The sequence below is a fragment of the Caminicella sporogenes DSM 14501 genome, from assembly GCF_900142285.1.
GTDB classification, from domain to species: Bacteria; Bacillota; Clostridia; order Peptostreptococcales; family Caminicellaceae; genus Caminicella; species Caminicella sporogenes.
Genome location: NZ_FRAJ01000016.1, coordinates 30,883 through 50,857, shown reverse-complemented (window position 1 = coordinate 50,857; position 19,975 = coordinate 30,883). Strand labels below are relative to the sequence as shown.

Sequence of the window (19,975 nt, the reverse complement as noted above, 5' to 3'; positions counted from 1 at the left end):
TTTTTTCTTTCATCAAATTATTTTCCCGTAAGTATTTTTATAATTTCTTCATAATCCATTCCTTTATAGAGTTTATAAGTGCCGTATACTAAATATCTTCCAGCTTTTTTCTTAGCAACTAACTTTGTAAAACTTTCTTTATCATCAATAATTCCTTCTTTATATAACCTATTTATAATATCCTGACTACTTTCACCTTTATAAATCTTAAAAAGTACATATTCTTTAAAGCTATTATTTTTACTATTTGATTTATAAGTATCTTTATTTTCTACATTGCCACTTGATTGTTTGTTAGAATTAATCTTTTCTGTATTCATCTCTATAACTTCCTTTAATTCTACCATACCTAATTCCCTAGCTTTTTGCTTTATCTGTGCATCTGTATAATCTACATATTTTACTACAGGCCTTACTATATTCATTAGTCCAGTTATAGTCAAGATAATACCTATAACAAACATTCCTATGTATGTAAATATCTTTCCCTGCTTATTCATAAATATCTCCTTTACTCATTTTTTTTAATCACACAATAAATTATATCATATGAAAATATTTTTATTCAAACACAGATGTCTATTATTCTAATTCATCAAAATTAATAAAAAACAATTTACAAATAGTAACATCATTTATAAAATTAAGAATAAACAAAAATTATCTAAAATAATAAACTAATATTTTTATTACTCTTTATTTGTTAACTGTACATTATTTTAACTAGTTGATAAAATGTTGATATAAGAAAACATTTTTTAACCTAAATCAACAATAAATACATAATAATGAAAGGAGATAGATTATGAATAACAATTTATCTGTAAAAAATAAATCAATATCTCCATCGGTAACATTAGCAATTACTGCTAAAGCAAAAAAAATGAAAGCAGATGGAATTGACATTATAAGTTTTGGAGCTGGTGAACCTGATTTTAATACTCCTGCTCATATTAGAAAAGCAGCTATAGATGCAATTGAAAAAGGATTAACTGGTTATACTGCTTCAGCAGGTTTGCCTAATCTCAAACAAGCGATCTGTGAAAAATTAAAAAATGATAATAATTTAGATTACACTCCTGAAAATATTGTAGTTTCAAATGGAGCTAAACACTCTTTATTTAATACACTTCAAGTAATTTGTAATCCCGGAGATGAAGTAATAATTCCTATACCATACTGGGTTAGCTATCCAGAAATGGTAAAAATGGCAGATGCAAAACCTGTATTTGTTAAAACTTCTGAAGAAAACGGATTTAAACTAAAAAAAGAAAGTTTATTAAATGCTATTAATAATAAAACTAAAGCCATTATTTTAAACAGTCCTAATAATCCTACAGGTACAGTTTATACAAAAGAAGAATTAAAAGAAATTGCCGAAATTGCAGTTAAACACAATATATTTGTAATATCAGATGAAATATACGAAAAATTAATTTATGAAGGAAACCACATAAGTATTGCTTCTCTTGGAAATGAAATCAAAAAGTTAACTATCGTTATAAATGGTATGTCTAAAGCTTATGCAATGACTGGATGGAGAATAGGTTATTTAGCTGCTGACAGTGAAATTGCTAAAATCGTTACAAACATTCAAAGTCATGCTACATCTAATCCTAATACTATAGCTCAATACGCAAGTATCGAAGCTTTAAAGGGAGACCAAAGTCCTATAAAAGAAATGACAAATGCATTTAATGAAAGAAGAAAATATATGGTTGATAAAATTAATTCAATAGATAAATTATCTTGCAGAATGCCAGAAGGTGCATTTTACGTAATGGTTAATATATCAAAAATCATTGGAACTACTATCAATGGTTTTGAAATAAACAGCTCCATGGATTTTGCTGAATATTTGTTAGATACTGCTAAAGTAGCTGTAATTCCCGGTGCAGGATTTGGCTTAGACAATTACATTAGGCTTTCTTATGCAACTTCTCTTGATAACATAAAAGAAGGACTAAACAGAATTGAAAAAGCTATAAAATAACCATTTTTAAAATTTTTTATAGGCCATCCTCTCTATTTAAGGATGGCCTATAATATTTACTTTTAAAATTAATTCATATATCTTATTAACTCTTTTGGTATACCCCAAAATTCAGCTTCTTCAATCAATTCTTCCTTTTCCTCTTTAGTTAAATAATCGGCTGAATTTTTGATTTTTACTGCCGGTTCATTACAAGCATATGTTTTCATTACATAATTCGTAGATAATATAACAGCTGAAAATGCTAATAAAATAAAAAGATAATTTAATATTGTTTTTAAATATCTTTTCATCTAGCTGCCCCCTCCCCTTATCAAATGTAAAATCACTATAAATTATCAGGTTCTTTATCAAAAAATACTCTTTCAGACATTTTTTGCGTTTTATAAATTTCTTCATGTATTTCCTTTATTTTGTCCATAATTATTTCTATTTCAATTTTAGGCACATTATAATAAAGAAATAAATCTTCAAATTCTTTTATAGTCTTATTAAGCTCTTTATTAATCTTGATAAAATTTTCCATATTCTTACTTTTTGCAGCGTTTTTAAATTGTCTAACATCTATATCTATAATTTTAATAACATCTTCTTCTTTTTCAAATTCTTTTAATGGTATTGGATAAGGCTTTATACGTTCTAAAAAATATCTTCCCTTTTTATTAATATTATATACATATGCCACTTCAATGTCATCTATTGTAAACTTTACATAACACATTTTACTACTTATTTGTTCTACTTTTGCCCCCATTTGAATTAATTTCATATCATGCTGACTAGCTTCCATGTATATATATTTCCTCAATATCAACACCCCATTTTTATAATAAATTTAATTAAAAATATTTTTATCTAAAATTATATATAAAATACAATTAAGTATACCATAGAAATAATTATTGATACAATCATAATTGGAAATCCTATTTTCATGAAATCTGTAAAAGTTAATTTATATCCCTTTTTATTGAGCATACTTCCTACAATAACATTTGGAGATGCTCCTATAAGTGTTCCATTTCCACCAAGACATGCTCCTAAAGCTAATGCCCACCATAGAGGCTGTATATTCATTGTAGAAATTACTGCTAAATCTTTTATAAGCGGTATCATAGTTGCAACAAAAGGAATATTATCTAAAAATGAAGACGCTAAAGCTGAAAGCCACAATACAAACATAACTGTCATAAACAAATTACCATTTGTAAATTGTATCATTTTCTTTGCAAGAAATTCTATTGCCCCAACTTCTTCTAATGCTCCTACAAGTACAAATAATCCTATAAAGAAAAGTATATTAGTCCACTCAATTTCTAATAATATTTCTTCAGGTTCAACCTTACTAACCAATAATAAAAGTACTCCACCAAATAATGCTACTGTAGCAGATTCAAGCCCTATAATTTGATGTGTTGTAAAACCTAAAATAGTAATTCCCAAAACAATTAAACTCTTTATCAATAATTTTTTATCCTTAATAGTTTTTGTTTCATCTAAATCAAGAATTTTTTGTTTATTATTATCATCAACTCTTAAATACTTTCTATATACTATTTTCAATATAATTAATGTAACTACAAGTATAACTAAAACTATCGGTCCTAAATTAATTAAAAAATCCATAAATCCAAGTTTAGTTGCACCACCAATCATAGTATTTGGTGGGTCTCCTATTAATGTAGCTGTACCTCCTATATTAGCCGCTAAAACTTCTGTTATAAGAAAAGGAATAGGATTTATCTTTAATGTATCTGTTATAACAAAAGTAACTGGAACAATTAATAAAATAATTGTAACATTAGGCAAAAAAGCTGAAGATAGTGCAGTTATAGCAGAAAAGTATATCATTATTTTCAAAGGGTCGCCCTTCGCAATCTTTGCCGTTTTTATAGCAATATACTGAAAAACACCTGTACGTTTCAATATGTTTACAACTATCATCATTCCTATAAGTAATCCTATTGTGTTAAAATCAATCGTTTTAAAAGCATCTTCTTGTGGCAGAACTTGAAATACAACTATTAAAACTGCACCAAATAATGCTACTGCTGTCCTGTTAATCTTTTCCGATATTATAGCAGTATAAGTCATAACAAATATAATTGTAGCTACTAGTAAATGATTGTGAAGCATATTTTCCTCATCTCCTATAAAATTTTATTATTTTACATTATTACATTACTCTTTTTTTTTGTCTTGTCAAGTTTAAATTTTTTTATAAGTATTAAAATTTTTTTGTAAACGATATTTAAAAAACAAAAGAAGAACTCTTTTCTTCTATATTTTATGAAAAGAGTTCTTCTTTATACTTATTTTGCAGCTTTTATTTCAGTCCAAATGCGATCATATTCTTTAGCTATATCACTTAAATCTTTATATACTTCACATCTCTTAAGAACTTCATCACTTGGATAAGCAACTGGGTCATTTGCTACTTTTGGGTCTAACATTTTTCTTGCTTCTGTATGTGGAGTAGAATATTTAATATAATCAGTATTTTTAAAGGCTATCTCAGGTTCACACATAAAGTTTATAAACATCTCAGCTTCTTTTTTATGCTTTGAAGTCTTTGGAATTACCATAGCATCGACAAAAAAGTTACTTCCTTCTTTTGGCACCACAAATTCTAAATCTGGATTTTCCTCTTTCATAGCAACTGCATCTCCAGCCCATACCACAGCTAATGCAGCTTCTCCACTTACCATTTTATCTTTTACTTCATCAACTACATATGCTAAAACTAAAGGTTTTTGCTTTATTAGTTCTCTTTTAGCTTCTTCTAACTCCTTTATATTTTTGGTATTCACAGAATAACCTAACTTTTGTAGTGCTACCCCTATAGTTTCTCTTTGACTATCCTGCATAATAATTTGTTTTTTATACTTTTCATCCCACAATATATTCCAACTATCTACTTTATCTTTTACCATTTTTTTATTATATAAAATTCCTACAGTCCCCCACATATATGGTACAGAATACTCACTATTTGGGTCATATTCTAAATTTTTAAATCTTTCATCTATATATTTATAATTTGGAATATTGTTAAAATCTATTTTATAAAGCATATCTTCCTTAATCATCTTACTAATCATATAATCTGAAGGAAAAGCAACATCATAATTTACTCCACCTGATTTTATCTTTGCATACATAGCTTCATTTGTATCAAACATCTCATAATTTACTTTTATACCATATTTTTTTTCAAATTCTTTTATAACTGATTCATCAATATAATCTCCCCAATTATAAACATTTAAAGTAACTTTGTTTTCTTTTTGACAACCAGTAATAGAAGCAAGTATTAAAACAATCATAGAAATAGCAAATACTTTTCTCATTATTCCTCTCATTGAACACTCTCCTTTTCATTTTTATTCCATCTCATATTGATAACAAAAAGCAAAGATAAAACTGCTATAAACATAAGTGTTGATAAAGCATTTATTTTAGGGTTTATGCCCCTTCTCGCCATAGAATAAATAGTAATTGATAGGTTTGATACTCCTGAACCCGTTGTGAAAAAACTTATAACAAAATCATCTATTGAAAGAGTAAAAGATAAAAGTGCTCCCGTTATGATTCCAGGCATAATTTCAGGCAATATCACTTTTCTCATAGCATATCCCGGAGTAGCTCCTAAATCTAAAGCTGCTTCATATATATTATTATCTAACTGCCTTAACTTAGGAAGTACTGACAAAATTACATACGGAATATTAAATGTAATATGTGCAATAAGTAGGCTCAAAAAACCTAATGGCAACTTGATAAAAATAAACAAAATCATTAAAGATACTCCTGTAACTATATCAGCATTAAGTACAGGTATATAAGTCAAATTTAAAATTAAATTTTTCATCTTTCTATCCATTTTATATATACCTATTGCAGCAGCAGTTCCTATTACAGTAGCTACTATTGAAGAAATTATAGCTATAGAAATAGTATAATAAAGCGAAGACATTATTTGAGCATCTTGAAATAATGCCTTATACCATTTTAATGTAAATCCTCCCCAATTTCCACGAAAACGTGATTTATTAAATGAAAAAAACATAAGTATAAGGATAGGAGCATACAAAAACAGATATATTAAAAATGTATATAATCTTTTAACTACTTTTACCAAAGTCCTACTCCCTCCTCTTTACTGTATTTACCTAAAATCACCATACTTAGTAGTATAATTAACATCATAATTATAGATATAGCTGAACCAAAATTCCAATCATAAACTCCCAAAAACTGCTGTTCTATTAAATTTCCTATTAATGTAAACTGTCCTCCACCAAGCAATCGTGAAATTACAAAGGTCGTAATAGCCGGCATAAAAACCATTATTATACCAGATATTACTCCGGGTAAACTCAAAGGCAGTATAACTTTTAAAAATACTTTAAATTCATTAGCACCTAAATCTTGTGCTGTTTCTATTAAATTTTTATCAATCTTTACGAGAACTGAATATATAGGAAGTACCATAAATGGAAGAAAATTGTATACCATCCCCAATATCACTGCTCCACTAGTATACATAATATTAACTTCTGGAAAATGTAAAAATCTCAAAAATTTATTTATAAGTCCATTACGTTCTAAAAGTGTCATCCAAGCATAAGTTCTAAGTAAAAAATTCATCCACATGGGAATAACAAAAAATAAAACCATTACATTTCTAAAACGCATAGAAACCTTTGATATAATAAATGCCATAGGATACCCTAAAACAAGGCATATTACCGTACTTATAAAAGCTAAATTTATCGAATGAACTAACACTCCAATATATAATGGGTCAAAAAAACGTTTAAAATGGTCTAATGTAAAAGTTAATTCAGAAGTTCCATTAGTTACTAAACTAAAATATAATACTAAAAATATAGGAACTACTATAAACAATCCCATCCAAACTATATAAGGATATGCAAGTAATTTATCCTTCAACTCTACCCCTCTCCTTTTTCATGATATGAATATCATTTGGTTCTATTATAAGACCTACTCTTTCTCCTATCGGTGCCATTTTAGTACTATGTATCTTAAAAGTATTAGTATTTGTAGCTACTATAATCTCATAATGAACTCCTTTAAATATTACAGATTTAACTAATCCTATCAACATTCCTTCTTTTACATCTACTACTTTAATGTCTTCAGGACGAATAACTACATCTACTGCTTCATTTTTAGCAAAACCACTATCTAGACATTTAAATTTTTTACCTGCAAATTCAACTAAATAATCTTCATGCATAATCCCATCGATTATAGTACTTTCACCAATAAACTCTGCAACAAATGCGTTTTTAGGTTCATTATATATATCTTCAGGAGTACCTATTTGCTGTATTTCTCCATCTTTCATAACTACTATAGTATCAGACATAGTAAGTGCTTCTTCTTGATCATGAGTAACAAAAACAAATGTTATCCCTAATTTTTGCTGCATTTTTTTAAGTTCAATCTGCATTTCTTTTCTAAGCTTCAAATCAAGTGCTCCTAAAGGCTCGTCTAATAAAAGTACCTCCGGTTCATTAACTAAAGCCCTTGCAATAGCAATTCTCTGCTGCTGTCCTCCACTTAAAGAATCTACTGACCTCTTTTCAAAACCTTGTAAATTTACTAAAGATAATATTTCTTTTACTTTTTTATCTATAACTTTTTTGTCCATTTTCTTTATTTTTAATCCAAAAGCAATATTTTCATAAATATTCAAATGGGGAAAAAGAGCATATTTTTGAAATACTGTATTTACTTTTCTTTTATAAGGCGGAAGATCTGCTATGTTCTTTCCTTCAAATAAAATTTCTCCAGATGTAGGATGTTCAAAACCTGCAATAAGTCTAAGCGTTGTAGTCTTTCCACAGCCACTTGGTCCAAGTAATGTTATGAATTCATTTTTTCGCACATACAAATTTATGTTACTTAAAGCTCTGTGTCCTTCATAATCTTTATAGACATTAATTAATTCAAGTATATTCACCTTCAATTATCTTCCTCCTATACTAGTTTTTTCTATATCATGTGATTTTCTCACTAATACTAAACTTTTTGTTTAGATTAACTAAACACGTTCAGATGAATTATAATAATTTTTATACCTTTTGTCAATAAAAAAGGCAGAGATTTTAAAATGAAATCTCTACCCTTTTATCATTTTATCAAATATTTGCTTTATAGTCATGAATAAGCTTTATATATACGTATAATATATGATAAGTTGCTACAACTTTACCATTTTTTTGATAATCTCTATCATAAATATCAATAACTTTTTTTATAAAATCAGGAGTAGTTATGTTTCTTCCTCTTTGACTATTATTAGCACCTATTTTTTTTACTGAATACAAAAAATCTGTACAACAGTTAAAATATTCATATTCATAAGTTTCTAATAAATCAATCTCTATATCTTTTAAATTATTTCTATTTATATTGTTACATATATCAAACAGCTCTTTTGAAGAATAAAAGGATTGACTAGGCGAAACTTTCTCACTTACTTTTAGTATATTCTTTGCCTTATTAAAAGCTTCGCCCAACTCTTTAAATGTATATTTACCAAATGTTGAAAAACATAAAATACCATTTATATTAAGCAATCCAATCAATTTATCAATTGTCTTTTCTAAATAATTAAACCATTGAAAAGTTGCATTCGATATAATCAAATCATATTTACCACTTAAATCTATTTCTTCAATATCTCCACAAATAAAACTTACATTGTTATATTTTATATTGGATTTCACATACTCAATCATACCCGGTGCAATATCTACTGCAGTAATTTGTGCACTTGAAAAATTATTTATCAACTTTTTAGTAAGATAACCTGTTCCACAGCCAATTTCCAATATTTTTTTTATATGTAAATTATCATTTTTAATATGATTAATTAGATTATCGCCCATCTTTTTTTGTACATTGGCATATTTATTATAATTCTTAACATTTCTACTAAATCTTCTTTTTAGTTTTTCTTTATCAATCATATTATATTATCTCTCCATCCAACATAAAATTTTTAATAACTTCATAACATTGATTTGGTTTTGTATAAAACGGCATATGTCCGGTTTTAATAAATGGCACTAATCTAGATGATTTATTTAAATTAATCTTTATATATTCAGAAGCCTCAATAGGACAAATTATATCTTCATCACCATGTATCAATAATACTGACATATTTAAATCACTAATTTTGTCTTTTAAATCTTTAAATCTTAAATACTTTAATCCTAAAATTAAAGACTCTATTGAACCCTTTTTATCAAAAAGAGGTGATTTTTCAATAAAACAATTATAGTAACCATTTTTCAATTCTTCTTTACTAAAAAGATTTTTATAAAATTTTCTTAAAGTTTCTTCAGGATACTTTTTTAACATATAAATCATTCTATCGAGAATTTTTCTGTGCCATCCAATATTGTAGTTATCTGCTTGATTTTGCACAAATTTACTTGTACCACTAATCAAAATCATTTTATCAATCTGAAAAGAACAACTAGTTGCTACTTCTATCGCTACCAAAGAACCTAAAGACCACCCTAAAATTGAAAACTTACAGATATTCCTTTCTTTTAGAACAGTAATAACTTTTTGTTTAAATCCATTTAATAGAACAACATCATTCCAATCTATAATAATTATTTCATAATCTTCTTTTAACAAATTACAAATGGGTATCCATACAAACTGATGAACTGCCCAACCTGATAATATTATTAAATAGTTTTTCATAAAATCATCCTTCAATAATCCCTAACCTTTTTCCATGAAATTTAATTACATCTATTACATATCTCAAATCATCATAAGTATGAGTAGCCATCAATGAAATTCTCAACCTGCTAGTTCCACTTGGTACTGTAGGCGGTCTTATAGCTGGTACATAAATTCCTTCCTCTAATAAACTTTCACTAAGCTTCACTGTATTTTTTGAATCTCCTACAATCACCGGTATGATAGGTGTAATAGTTCTTGTAACCTGAAATCCTGCCTCAATAAGTTTATTTTTAAACCAATCAGCCATTTTTAAGAGATGTTTTCTTCTAAATTTGTCTTTTTCAATAATTTCAATAGCTTTAATAGATGCTGCAATAGCTGCTGGAGGCAATGCTGTTGAAAAAATAAAACTTCTAGCAATATTTCTAAAATAATCAATAAAATATTTCTTTCCTGCCACATATCCTCCAATAGAACCTATAGCTTTACTCAATGTTCCCATTTGTATATCTATCTGGTCACTAAGCTTAAAATATTTTGCAGTACCTGAACCGTTTTCTCCTAGAATACCCACTCCATGAGCATCATCAACCATTGTAACTATTTCATACTTTTTTGCCAGTTTTATAATATTGGGTAATGGTGCTACATCTCCATCCATGCTAAAAACCCCATCTGTTACAATCAAATTATATTTACCTTTATTTTCTCGTATTTTTCGCTCAAGGTCATCCATATCACAATGTTTATATCTAACAAGTTTTGCACCACTTAGTAAACAGCCATCAATAATACTAGCATGATTACTTCTATCTGAAAAAATAACCCATTTTCTATCACAAAGAGATGAGATTATCCCTACATTTGCCATATAGCCAGTACTAAAAACCAAACTAGCTTCTACCCCTTTAAAATGAGCAATTTTTTCTTCTAACTTCCTGTGTAAATCATAAGACCCTGTCGTTAATCGTGAGCCCCCAGAACCAAATCCATATTTATTTACTGTATCTATAACAGCTTCTTTCAAACGAATATCATTACAAAGTCCTAAATAATTATTTGAACCTAATAAAATAACTTCTTTATTATTAATCTTCACTTTAGAAGCCTGCTCTGAATTTAAATATTTAAAATCTCCTCTATATAATCCTTTTTCTTTCAAAGAAGATAGCATACTATTAAAAATATTTTCCATAATTATTCCTCTATTTTTTATATTAAAATTAAAAGCATTTCACTATAAAAATATATCAATAAGATATAATTGTCAACTTATTTTTAAAAATTAGTTTACATTTTTCAAAAAAATATATAATATAATATTGTATTCTCTATTATAAAAAAACGGAGGTAGTAATAATGATATTTGAAAATGTAAAAAATCTAATTATTGATGTAATGGGAATTCCTGAAGATGAGATTTTATTAAAAAGTCATTTATATGATGAGTTAGATGCTGATTCTTTAGATATATCTCAAATTATTATTGCTTTAGAAAACAAATTTAAAATTAATATTGAGAATGAAGAAATTGCAGAATTTAAAACAGTTGAAGATATTGTTAGAAATATCGAAAGTAAACTCAACTTGTAAACTTATTTTATACTTTTTTAATTCTCATGGAGGTATTTATGAAAAGAAGAGTTGTAGTTACAGGTCTTGGAGCTGTTACCCCTATAGGAAATACTGTAAATGAATTTTGGAATAATACTAAAAACGGATTATGCGGTATTGATTTTATTAAATCCTTTGATGTAGAAAACTCTAAAGTAAAAATAGCAGCAGAAGTAAAAAATTTTGACCCGCATAATTTTTTTAGTAGAAAACAGATAAATAGATTAGACCGTTTTTCTCAATTAGGAATAATTGCAGCAATTGAAGCTTACCATGATGCAGAATTAGATAAAGCAAATTTTGATAATGAAAGATTGGGAGTATCTATTGGAAATGGAGTAGGCGGCATCATTACAATTGTAGAAGAAACTGCAAAATTATTAGATGGTGGAATGAATATGGTTTCTCCCCTATTGATTCCTAAATCTTTACCAAATATCTTAACAGGAAATATTGCAATAAATTTTAATGCAAAAGGAATATCAAATACAATTGTAACTGCCTGTGCTGCAGGAACTAATGCAATCGGTGAAGCTTTTAGAGCTATTCAATACGGTTATGCAGATATTGTTATTTCTGGAGCTAGCGAAGCTTGTATAACGCCTCTTATGTTAGCTGGTTTTACTAATCTTAATGCTTTATCTTTAAAAAATAATCCTAAACGTGCTTCTATACCTTTTGATAAAGAAAGAGATGGTTTTGTTATGGGAGAAGGTACTGGAATTTTAATATTAGAAGAACTTGAACATGCACTGAAAAGAAATGCAAAAATATATGGTGAAGTAGTTGGATATGGTTTTACATGTGATGCTTATCATCTAACTGCTCCCACTCCTGATAGTGAAAGTAAAGCAAAAGCAATGGAGTTAGCAATAAAAGATGCAAATATAAACCCTAAAGACATTTCTTATATCAATGCACATGGAACTTCAACTCCTTATAATGACAAGTTGGAAACAAAAGCCATTAAAATGGTATTCAAAGATTATGCTTATAAAATTCCTATAAGCTCAACTAAATCTATGATTGGCCATTTATTAGGAGCATCAGGAGCTGTAGAAGCTATAGCATGTATAAAATCTTTAGAAGATAACCATATTCATGCTACTATTGGATATAAAGTTAAAGATAAAGAATGTGACCTTGATTATGTAGTAAATAATGGACGAAATGTAAACCTTAGTTATATTTTATCAAATTCATTTGGATTTGGTGGACATAACGCTTCAATCATATTTAAAAAATGGGAAAATAATAATTATTAAATCTAAAAAAATGGAGTAGACACTACAAGAACTAAGATATTGTTATGGAACAACTAATGGTCTTCTTTGAAGGAAGAATAAAGCCTTATATATAATTTTAGTTTTATAAACTAAACTTTATATTAATCTTTATGTATTAATCTAGAGCCTTTAGAAATACTATATAGGCATAAATATTCCATTATAAAAGATTATTGCCAAAATTATACGATTTTATGTATATAACCGTAAAATTTTGGCAAATATATTAATAAGATAGAAAATTACATATCTATTTTCTTATCATTTATCTCTTGTCAGTTAGGAGTTAAATTTCCTTTAGATACATAATTACTTACAGACTCGTTAATATAAATGAAATTATATAATATTATTAGACTTATATAATCGTAAAATTATTGGTTATGCTGCTGATAAAAATAAAGATGCAAACCTTGTTTACAAAACATTTACAAAGATTGAAAGACCACTAGAAGAAATTGAAATATTACATACTGATAAGGATAATGAATTTAAAAATAAGATTATAGATGACTTATTAACTGCACAGAGCATTAAATTATCTTACACCTGTGGAGTATAGAATACTAATGTCTGACAAAAAAGTGTCCTAAAAAGGGTTGATAATCCAACTTTTATCTTTAGCTGATACAATACCTTCTTCGGCAATTTTGGAGATAGTTTTATTTCCTTTTATATTTATTAAACCATTAATAATGCTGGACAAATGATTAAATTGTAGTTTGCTCATTCCATAATTTACATCATTTAAATAGTTGTAAAGTTTAGGGTTTAAGTTTAAAATAGTAGATGTAACCGGCATATTACTAGCCTCCGTTTATGTATTTGTGTGATAACTTATATATAACACGAAGGTATAGTGATATGCCATATTTATTTTTTGATAAATCTACCAATTTTAACTTTTTATTTTGTAGAACTAAAGTTAAATTATTGATATTCATTTAATATTTTATTTCCATAGCATAATTTCATATATTTCATAATTCAAATCTATTTTTACATCAAATTATAAATTTTAAAAAGAATATTTATTTTAAAAAATTTTTTTGAAACAAAAATATATTTGTTATCAAAAAGTTTTAAACACCCTATTCTGTTTCAATTATTTCTTTTGAAGTGCATGCTTAAAAAGACTTTTAAAAAATAAATGAAAATCCTATACTATATTTAGATTATCCTCATTAATCATTTTTAATTCTTTTTTATATATTCATTTAAAAACTCATTTCCAGATTTACCTTTATTTATTGATTCTTGTCAGAAAGGAATTTTTATTTTCACTTAAGTCAATTTTTTTATAATACAAACAATATTAAATTATATCCCAGGTCTTTTCCCTTCTCCTATTAGTATGTTTATTTTTTCTATAAGCATAGGAAGTTCACTCATATTCTCCACTACAAAATCTGCACCAGCTTTCAGAAAAACTTCTTTGACTTTTTGCACCATATTCATTTTATCTTCTTTAGAAAGAGAATTAAACTGCTCAATGTTAACTCCCATCTGTGAACTTCCAACTGCCACTCCCACAGACCAAACGCCTGAATTAACTCCCTCTTTTATATCTGCAACAGTATCTCCAACTTTTACTACCTTCCAAGTAGTCAAAAGTCCTAAAGCCTCCATATTTCTAAATATCATATAAGGATAAGGTCTACCGTACGATTTTGTAGTATCAGGAGTCACCCAAAAATCCGGACTGTATCCTTTGTCTTTTGCTCCTTTGACTACTATCTTCATCATATTGTTCGTATATCCTGTTGTAGAACCTATCTTAATCCCTTGTTCTCTTAGAAACTCTACAGTCTCTAGTACATAAGGAATGGGATCTGTATATTGCGAAAGTGATTCCATTAATATCTTTTCAAATTTTGAATATAATTTATTTATATCTTTTTCGTCAAATGATTTGCCATATTTTTTCTCCCATAATTTACTTATTCTGGGCATTTGAAGTATTGTCTTTATATGATCTCTTTTAAGCATTCCCATTGGTTCCCTTGCTTCTTCAAGAGTAATATCTATTCCAACCATTTTAAATATTTCAATAAATGCATTTATAGGTGCAATACAACCAAAATCTACAGTCGTTCCTGCCCAGTCAAATATTACCCCTTCTACTCTTTTCACTATCTGCTCCTCCTTATATATTCTTGTATTATATCACAAAGTTTTTTAATATCTTTTTCATATACTTCCCCTATATTACCTATCCTAAATGTATCCTCATATGTAAGTTTCCCTGGATAAAGTATAAAACCTCTTTCCTTTATATAGTTATAAAATTTCTCAAAATCAAATCCTTTATAAGGAAAAAGAAAAGTCGTTATTATAGGGGATTGAAACTCTTTACATATATATGCATTTATACCTATATCTTCAAGTCGTTTTCTTAAAAGTTTATTATTTTTTTTATAACGCTCATATCTTTTTTGAACTCCACCTTCTCTTTCAAGTTCATCCAGTGCCATTGAAAATGCCGCTACAGCATGTGTAGGCGATGTAAATCTCCATTTCCCATCTTTTTCCATATTTTTCCATTGATCATAAAGATCAAGAGAAAGGCTCTTCGAATTACCCTTACATGCAGACAGTTTTTCTTTTTTTGCAATTACAAATGAAAAACCAGGTACACCTTGTATACATTTATTTGCACTACTTACAAGATAATCTATTCCTAAATTTTCAACGTCTATAGGCACTCCTCCAAAACTACTCATTGCATCTAGTATAAATGTCTTTCTATATTCTTTGCACAATCCTGCGATTTCCTCAATTGGATTAAGTATTCCAGTAGTCGTTTCACAATGAACCATGGCTATATGGCTTATCTGTTTATCTCTCTGAATGATATTTCTTATATTTTCCACATCTGGAATGGTTTTATAATTAACTTTATATACATCATAATTTATCCCCAAACATTCTGCTATTTTTGCCATTCTTTTACCATATGCACCATTTATGACTATAAGACATTTATCTTCACTCTTAAGTTCTGTACCTAAGACAGCTTCGACCCCAAAAGTCCCACTCCCCTGCATTAAAATAACTGTATAAAGTTCTTCTGAAGCCTTAGCCACTTTTAAAAGCTGATGTCTTATTTTTTGTGTCATGCTCTTATATTCTTCATCCCATGTACATCTATCTATAAGCATTTGAGCCTTTACAGTTTCCGATGTTGTAAGTGGCCCTGGAGTTAAAAGTTTACAGACTTTCACCTTTAACCATCTCCTAATATTTAATTTAAATTTCTAAACATTGTTTTTCCGTTAAATTATATAAAAGTTGTATTCATTTACATTATCGTACGGCTTGTACTGCTGATTTGAAAAAGTTTTGGTGAACTTTCAGAAGATCTACTGTAAGAGGTTCTTTAAACACTTTAAAATTCGCAGGCTTATTTATTTTGTTCACAATTTCTCCCTTATAAAGTGCAACAGGATAGTAATTTATAAGTTCTTTTCTCGCCTTTTTAACTATCACTTTAGCCATTTCCATTGCAAGTTTTGATATTTCTTTATCATCCTTTTTTACAACTGCAACCGACTCTGTGAGTGTGAAATTTCCTTCTACAGGGTCTATAACTTCTATAGGCTTTCCTTCAATTTTATCAGCAACTGCCTGATGTCGAAGCCCAAATCCTACTGCTACTTCTCCCACCCTTACCTTTTTTATAGGTCCTGAACCTGAACTTTCAATATGAGGTCCACAATTTTGAATTAATGCTTTCATAATCTCTATTCCTTCACTTTCTCCATATTCACTTATAATAGCTTGAATAAGAAGCCATCCTGTCGAAGAATCCATTATATTCGGAATTGAAACAAGTCTTCTATATTCTTTTCTTGTTAAATCCTTTATCGATTTTGGCATAGAAAGACTCTTTTCATTTATAACCTGTGTATTAACAAATATAGAGCCTGTATTTGCAAGTATTGGAGTATAATATGAAGGATATTTTCTGAGTGCTCCTGTATCAAATTGCAGTTGTTCAAACATATTATGTTGCTTTTGAGCACTTTCTATAAAATATGAACTCATTGTTATAAGATCAGCTTCAATTGCACTTCCCTCTGCCATAAGTTTCCCTCCAAGTTCGGATGTGCCAAAAGACTTAAGTATATATTTACCCTCATATCCTTCATTATCTAGAACATTCTTCATAACTTCTATAGCTTCTTCATCTGCATTAGTATATATTACTACTTGCTTTTTACTTTCATTTGTACATCCTACAAATACCACAAAAGTTAAGAACGTTAAGAACATAAGCATAAAAATAATTATACTCTTTAACCTTCTTTCCATCTTAATTAGCCCCCTTGTATAAAAATTTTGATATATAAAATTTAAATCTTTTTATAGACAAAAAACTTTTTTTCTAAAATAGAATTTATTATTTTAAACATTATATTTGTTCCAAATATAAATATTGAGAGTACAAATATTTCATTAAAGTTAGCATAATGCTGAAATTCTTTTATCTTGCTTGTAATTACAGATGTTCTTGCAGTTACTAAAAATATTATAGCGCTTATTGTATTCATTGAATTTATAAAAAAATAAGATATCATCTCTACAATAGTTGACATTGAATTAGGTATTATTATCTTTACTATTGTCTTAATCCATGTATCACCCATAAGCTCTCCTGTAATTTCCCATACGGGATTCATTTTTACAAAGGAATTTTTTGCCATAAGATAAGGAGTCGTAAAAAAATGAATTGTATTACAAACTATTATTATCATAAATGTCCCCTTGAAAATACTCTTATTAAAAAAAAACAAATATGAAATTCCTAATACCATCCCAGGTACTGCATTTGTTATCATTGAAACAATATCTATACTTGTTTTTAATTTTTTCTTTATATTCGTACGAGTATTAAGTATCGCTGCACTATATGAAATGAAAGTTCCTATTATCGCAGAAAATGCTGATACAAAGAGTGAGTTTTTATATACAGTTAATACATCTTTTGAAAAAAAAGTTGATATAAAAAATTTCACATTCAATGACATATCGTAAGGATAATTTTTTACAAAAGGTACTATAAATATCACAACGAATATCGACATAATGCATACTACAATTGATATTGAAAATATAGATAATAATAAATTTCTCCACCTGTTTTGTGGTAAATCTGTTCTTACTATTTTGTCATAGTAGAAATTAAATCTTTCAAGATAATTTAAAAATATTATTCCAAACCCTGCAGGAAATAGCATTAAAACTGCTAGTACCGCCCCTGTATCAAAATCTGGTATCGACCCTATCATTGTTTGATAAAGATATGTTGCCATAACACTATATGTTCCACCTACAGATGCAGGTATGCCAAAATCCGTAAAACTGAGTATGAAAGAAAGTACAAAAGCTCCTCCTATTGTTCCTATAAGCGGTCGAAAAACCGTATTTATAAAACTTCTGATAGTTTTATCTCCCATTAATTTCGAAATAATTATAAATCTTTTATCTATATATTCAAATGAGTTATTTATAAGCAAAAACACCATTGGCAAAGTGTATATCACATATCCTATTAAAAGACCTTTAAATCCATAAATATGGATAAATTCTTTCCCAAAAAACTTCGTCAAAAGTCCTTGTTTTCCAAATGAATATATTATAGCAAATCCATAAGTTATTGTCGGAAAAAACATTGGAACTAATATTCCTACGTTTAGAATTTGTTTTACTCTTTTGGATATGTTAGTGCAATTTACAGTATAAGCCATAATAAATGCTAAAATAGTTGTTATGATGGCCGTAGTAAACGAAATTTTTATACTGTTTAATATTGCAAGTATTACTTCTTTTTCTCTTATTATTGAAATGTAATTTGAGAACCCAAACCCCTTTTCTATCCTAAACGAACGCAGAAAAAGCATAACAAGAGGAATAAAAAGAAATAGCAAAAAGAATATCGAAAGTACTATAAATATAATCCATATTTCTTTTTTTACCTTATGCATAACACTCTCCAAATAGATTATATATATTTTCTTTTTTCACTTTAAGTTGATGTAATATAAACTCTTCGACAAAATTATTTGCAGGCCTATTTATAACATCTTTAGGTCTTGCATACTGTGATATTTTCCCTTTGTTTATTATAAGTACTTTGTCAGACATAGTAAGTGCTTCTTCAGGATCATGAGTTACTATTATAGTTATAAGGTTATACTGCTTTGTTATTTCTTTTATTTTCTCTTTTATTGTTTCCTTTATCACTCCATCAAGTGCACTTAAAGGTTCATCTAAAAGCAAAACTTTAGGTTTTGTAACAAGAGTCCTTGCAAGTGCTACCCTTTGTTTTTGTCCTCCTGAAAGTTGGTCTATTCTCTTTGTAAGATGAAATGAAAGCTCTAAAAAATCTATTATCTCCTTAACTTCTTCCTTACTTATAAGATTAGATCTATTCTTAAGTCCATATATTATGTTTTGATAAGCATTTAGATTTGGGAAAAGAGCATAATCTTGAAAAACTATGTTAAATCCCCTGTCTTTCATAGGAATATTACTTACATCCACACCGTCAAATATTACACTACCACTGTCCATAGGTACAAGCCCTAATATTATGTTTAAAAGTGTAGTTTTTCCGCTTCCACTAGGTCCTAATACTGAAACAATTTCGCCTCTTTGCATCTTCAAATTTATTCCATCTAAAATCATCTTCCCTTCAAATTGTTTTTTTATATCTCTTAACTCGAGCAAACTATTCACCTCCAATTAAAATCTAATTTTATTTGATGACACTATTAAAAATATACCTCTTCTGTTAAAAACACATTATGCAAATGTTAAAAATAAGTAAATCATCATTAATTACTTATAGTTCACACATTTTCAAAAATTAATTTGATGTATTTAAAATGTAATATAATTATATTTGTTTGTAATCTTTGGATATATCTATATAAATTAATTTTAACTACAAAAAATAAAAATAACATAAATTTTTACTTTCTTTGTGTTAAACAAAAATTATAAAAACAAACAAAATAAATAATACAGAAGTAAAAACTATGTTTATGTTATATAAATTATAAATATGGATAGGTTACACTTAATTAGACAGAAAAAACACAGACATGATATAATAAATAAACTTAATTTGGAGGTTAATCATGTCTAATAGGCCAAAAAGATACAAAGAAGAATTTAAAAAGCAGATAGTTAAATTAATCAAGGGTGGCAAAAGTCCAAGTGAAATAGTAAAAGAATATAACATTGCTAGATCGACTGTGAATAAGTGGGTTAAAGACTATACAACATCAGGCTCCTTTAAAGCAAAGGACAATAGAAGCCAAGAAGAAAATGA

Annotated in this window: 22 protein-coding genes; 5 read left to right on the top strand and 17 right to left on the bottom strand. The window is 27.8% G+C overall.

All coding sequences use genetic code 11. The features are described from left to right. Positions 1 to 17: 17 nt before the first annotated feature. Positions 18 to 500 carry an endolytic transglycosylase MltG gene (locus BUA90_RS09535; protein WP_072968029.1) on the bottom strand — a complete coding sequence of 161 codons (483 nt, stop codon included), beginning with the start codon at positions 498 to 500 and terminating at the stop codon, positions 18 to 20. A gap of 305 nt (positions 501 to 805) precedes the next feature. Here BUA90_RS09535 and BUA90_RS09530 point away from each other — a divergent pair, with 305 nt between their 5' ends. Continuing rightward, positions 806 to 1,993: a pyridoxal phosphate-dependent aminotransferase gene (locus tag BUA90_RS09530; protein WP_072968027.1), complete on the top strand. Its 1,188-nt coding sequence runs from the start codon at positions 806 to 808 to the stop codon at positions 1,991 to 1,993. A gap of 68 nt (positions 1,994 to 2,061) precedes the next feature. Here BUA90_RS09530 and BUA90_RS09525 read toward each other — a convergent pair whose 3' ends face one another. The 10 genes from BUA90_RS09525 to bioF form a co-directional block, all read right to left on the bottom strand. Then, positions 2,062 to 2,286 (bottom strand): hypothetical protein, encoded by a 225-nt coding sequence (locus tag BUA90_RS09525; RefSeq protein WP_072968025.1) that lies wholly within the window; start codon positions 2,284 to 2,286, stop codon positions 2,062 to 2,064. Between the two features lie 35 nt (positions 2,287 to 2,321). Next, on the bottom strand, positions 2,322 to 2,801 hold the full coding sequence (locus BUA90_RS09520; RefSeq protein WP_072968023.1) for a hypothetical protein: 480 nt from the start codon (positions 2,799 to 2,801) through the stop codon (positions 2,322 to 2,324). A 53-nt stretch (positions 2,802 to 2,854) separates the two neighbouring features. Beyond that, entirely contained in the window at positions 2,855 to 4,129 is a 1,275-nt protein-coding gene (locus BUA90_RS09515) for an ArsB/NhaD family transporter (RefSeq protein WP_072968021.1), read from the bottom strand. A 176-nt stretch (positions 4,130 to 4,305) separates the two neighbouring features. Beyond that, positions 4,306 to 5,355 carry an ABC transporter substrate-binding protein gene (locus tag BUA90_RS09510; RefSeq protein ID WP_072968019.1) on the bottom strand — a complete coding sequence of 350 codons (1,050 nt, stop codon included), beginning with the start codon at positions 5,353 to 5,355 and terminating at the stop codon, positions 4,306 to 4,308. Continuing rightward, positions 5,352 to 6,062 (bottom strand): ABC transporter permease, encoded by a 711-nt coding sequence (locus BUA90_RS09505; protein ID WP_094756841.1) that lies wholly within the window; start codon positions 6,060 to 6,062, stop codon positions 5,352 to 5,354. The genes BUA90_RS09510 and BUA90_RS09505 overlap by 4 nt, the downstream gene beginning before the upstream one ends. A gap of 65 nt (positions 6,063 to 6,127) precedes the next feature. Further along, positions 6,128 to 6,949, bottom strand: a complete 822-nt coding sequence (locus BUA90_RS09500) for an ABC transporter permease (protein WP_072968017.1) — start codon at positions 6,947 to 6,949, stop codon at positions 6,128 to 6,130. Then, a complete protein-coding gene (gene potA / locus BUA90_RS09495) occupies positions 6,939 to 7,994 on the bottom strand; it encodes a spermidine/putrescine ABC transporter ATP-binding protein (RefSeq protein ID WP_072968016.1) in 1,056 nt (351 codons plus the stop codon). The genes BUA90_RS09500 and potA overlap by 11 nt, the downstream gene beginning before the upstream one ends. 172 nt (positions 7,995 to 8,166) lie before the next feature. Continuing rightward, positions 8,167 to 9,000 (bottom strand): malonyl-ACP O-methyltransferase BioC, encoded by an 834-nt coding sequence (gene bioC, locus BUA90_RS09490; protein ID WP_072968015.1) that lies wholly within the window; start codon positions 8,998 to 9,000, stop codon positions 8,167 to 8,169. Position 9,001: 1 nt separating this feature from the next. Further along, on the bottom strand, positions 9,002 to 9,751 hold the full coding sequence (locus tag BUA90_RS09485; protein WP_072968014.1) for an alpha/beta fold hydrolase: 750 nt from the start codon (positions 9,749 to 9,751) through the stop codon (positions 9,002 to 9,004). 4 nt (positions 9,752 to 9,755) lie between these two features. Next, positions 9,756 to 10,931, bottom strand: coding sequence for an 8-amino-7-oxononanoate synthase (gene bioF, locus BUA90_RS09480; protein ID WP_072968013.1), 1,176 nt, complete (start codon positions 10,929 to 10,931; stop codon positions 9,756 to 9,758). 164 nt (positions 10,932 to 11,095) lie between these two features. Here bioF and BUA90_RS09475 point away from each other — a divergent pair, with 164 nt between their 5' ends. The 3 genes from BUA90_RS09475 (at position 11,096) to BUA90_RS12855 (ending at position 13,198) form a co-directional block, all read left to right on the top strand. Further along, a complete protein-coding gene (locus BUA90_RS09475; RefSeq protein ID WP_072968012.1) occupies positions 11,096 to 11,329 on the top strand; it encodes an acyl carrier protein in 234 nt (77 codons plus the stop codon). Positions 11,330 to 11,367: 38 nt separating this feature from the next. After that, complete coding sequence (fabF, locus tag BUA90_RS09470; protein WP_072968011.1) at positions 11,368 to 12,615, top strand: beta-ketoacyl-ACP synthase II; 1,248 nt, start codon at positions 11,368 to 11,370, stop codon at positions 12,613 to 12,615. A gap of 364 nt (positions 12,616 to 12,979) precedes the next feature. Further along, complete coding sequence (locus BUA90_RS12855) at positions 12,980 to 13,198, top strand: hypothetical protein (protein WP_465220311.1); 219 nt, start codon at positions 12,980 to 12,982, stop codon at positions 13,196 to 13,198. Between the two features lie 27 nt (positions 13,199 to 13,225). Here the strand turns inward: BUA90_RS12855 and BUA90_RS09465 are convergent, their stop codons facing one another. The 6 genes from BUA90_RS09465 to BUA90_RS09440 all read right to left on the bottom strand — a co-directional run bounded on the left by BUA90_RS09465 (position 13,226) and on the right by BUA90_RS09440 (position 19,368). Further along, complete coding sequence (locus BUA90_RS09465; protein ID WP_072968001.1) at positions 13,226 to 13,438, bottom strand: hypothetical protein; 213 nt, start codon at positions 13,436 to 13,438, stop codon at positions 13,226 to 13,228. A 518-nt stretch (positions 13,439 to 13,956) separates the two neighbouring features. Further along, the gene (gene phnX, locus BUA90_RS09460; protein ID WP_072967999.1) at positions 13,957 to 14,769 is read right to left on the bottom strand and encodes a phosphonoacetaldehyde hydrolase; all 813 of its coding nucleotides are present in this window, start codon (positions 14,767 to 14,769) and stop codon (positions 13,957 to 13,959) included. Beyond that, positions 14,769 to 15,860, bottom strand: coding sequence for a 2-aminoethylphosphonate--pyruvate transaminase (gene phnW, locus BUA90_RS09455; RefSeq protein WP_072967997.1), 1,092 nt, complete (start codon positions 15,858 to 15,860; stop codon positions 14,769 to 14,771). The genes phnX and phnW overlap by 1 nt, the downstream gene beginning before the upstream one ends. A gap of 82 nt (positions 15,861 to 15,942) precedes the next feature. After that, a complete protein-coding gene (locus tag BUA90_RS09450; RefSeq protein WP_072967995.1) occupies positions 15,943 to 16,950 on the bottom strand; it encodes an ABC transporter substrate-binding protein in 1,008 nt (335 codons plus the stop codon). A 41-nt stretch (positions 16,951 to 16,991) separates the two neighbouring features. Further along, positions 16,992 to 18,623, bottom strand: a complete 1,632-nt coding sequence (locus BUA90_RS09445) for an ABC transporter permease subunit (protein WP_072967992.1) — start codon at positions 18,621 to 18,623, stop codon at positions 16,992 to 16,994. After that, a complete protein-coding gene (locus BUA90_RS09440) occupies positions 18,616 to 19,368 on the bottom strand; it encodes an ABC transporter ATP-binding protein (RefSeq protein WP_072967990.1) in 753 nt (250 codons plus the stop codon). Before BUA90_RS09440 ends, BUA90_RS09445 begins: the two co-directional genes overlap by 8 nt. A 413-nt stretch (positions 19,369 to 19,781) precedes the next feature. Between BUA90_RS09440 and BUA90_RS09435 the strand changes: the two genes are divergently transcribed. Beyond that, positions 19,782 to 19,975 (top strand): helix-turn-helix domain-containing protein (locus tag BUA90_RS09435; RefSeq protein ID WP_143146279.1); only part of this gene is annotated, 194 nt, incomplete at its 3' end.

Excerpts from the sequence above, each read along its gene's own strand:
- BUA90_RS09535 (WP_072968029.1), bottom strand. The coding sequence starts at position 500 with ATGAATAAGCAGGGAAAGATATTTACATACATAGGAATGTTTGTTATA.
- BUA90_RS09530 (WP_072968027.1), top strand. The coding sequence starts at position 806 with ATGAATAACAATTTATCTGTAAAAAATAAATCAATATCTCCATCGGTA.
- BUA90_RS09525 (WP_072968025.1), bottom strand. The coding sequence starts at position 2,286 with ATGAAAAGATATTTAAAAACAATATTAAATTATCTTTTTATTTTATTA.
- BUA90_RS09515 (WP_072968021.1), bottom strand. The coding sequence starts at position 4,129 with ATGCTTCACAATCATTTACTAGTAGCTACAATTATATTTGTTATGACT.
- BUA90_RS09510 (WP_072968019.1), bottom strand. The coding sequence starts at position 5,355 with ATGAGAGGAATAATGAGAAAAGTATTTGCTATTTCTATGATTGTTTTA.
- BUA90_RS09505 (WP_094756841.1), bottom strand. The coding sequence starts at position 6,062 with ATGTTTTTTTCATTTAATAAATCACGTTTTCGTGGAAATTGGGGAGGA.
- bioC (WP_072968015.1), bottom strand. The coding sequence starts at position 9,000 with ATGATTGATAAAGAAAAACTAAAAAGAAGATTTAGTAGAAATGTTAAG.
- BUA90_RS09485 (WP_072968014.1), bottom strand. The coding sequence starts at position 9,751 with ATGAAAAACTATTTAATAATATTATCAGGTTGGGCAGTTCATCAGTTT.
- bioF (WP_072968013.1), bottom strand. The coding sequence starts at position 10,931 with ATGGAAAATATTTTTAATAGTATGCTATCTTCTTTGAAAGAAAAAGGA.
- BUA90_RS09475 (WP_072968012.1), top strand. The coding sequence starts at position 11,096 with ATGATATTTGAAAATGTAAAAAATCTAATTATTGATGTAATGGGAATT.
- fabF (WP_072968011.1), top strand. The coding sequence starts at position 11,368 with ATGAAAAGAAGAGTTGTAGTTACAGGTCTTGGAGCTGTTACCCCTATA.
- BUA90_RS09465 (WP_072968001.1), bottom strand. The coding sequence starts at position 13,438 with ATGCCGGTTACATCTACTATTTTAAACTTAAACCCTAAACTTTACAAC.
- BUA90_RS09450 (WP_072967995.1), bottom strand. The coding sequence starts at position 16,950 with ATGGAAAGAAGGTTAAAGAGTATAATTATTTTTATGCTTATGTTCTTA.
- BUA90_RS09445 (WP_072967992.1), bottom strand. The coding sequence starts at position 18,623 with ATGCATAAGGTAAAAAAAGAAATATGGATTATATTTATAGTACTTTCG.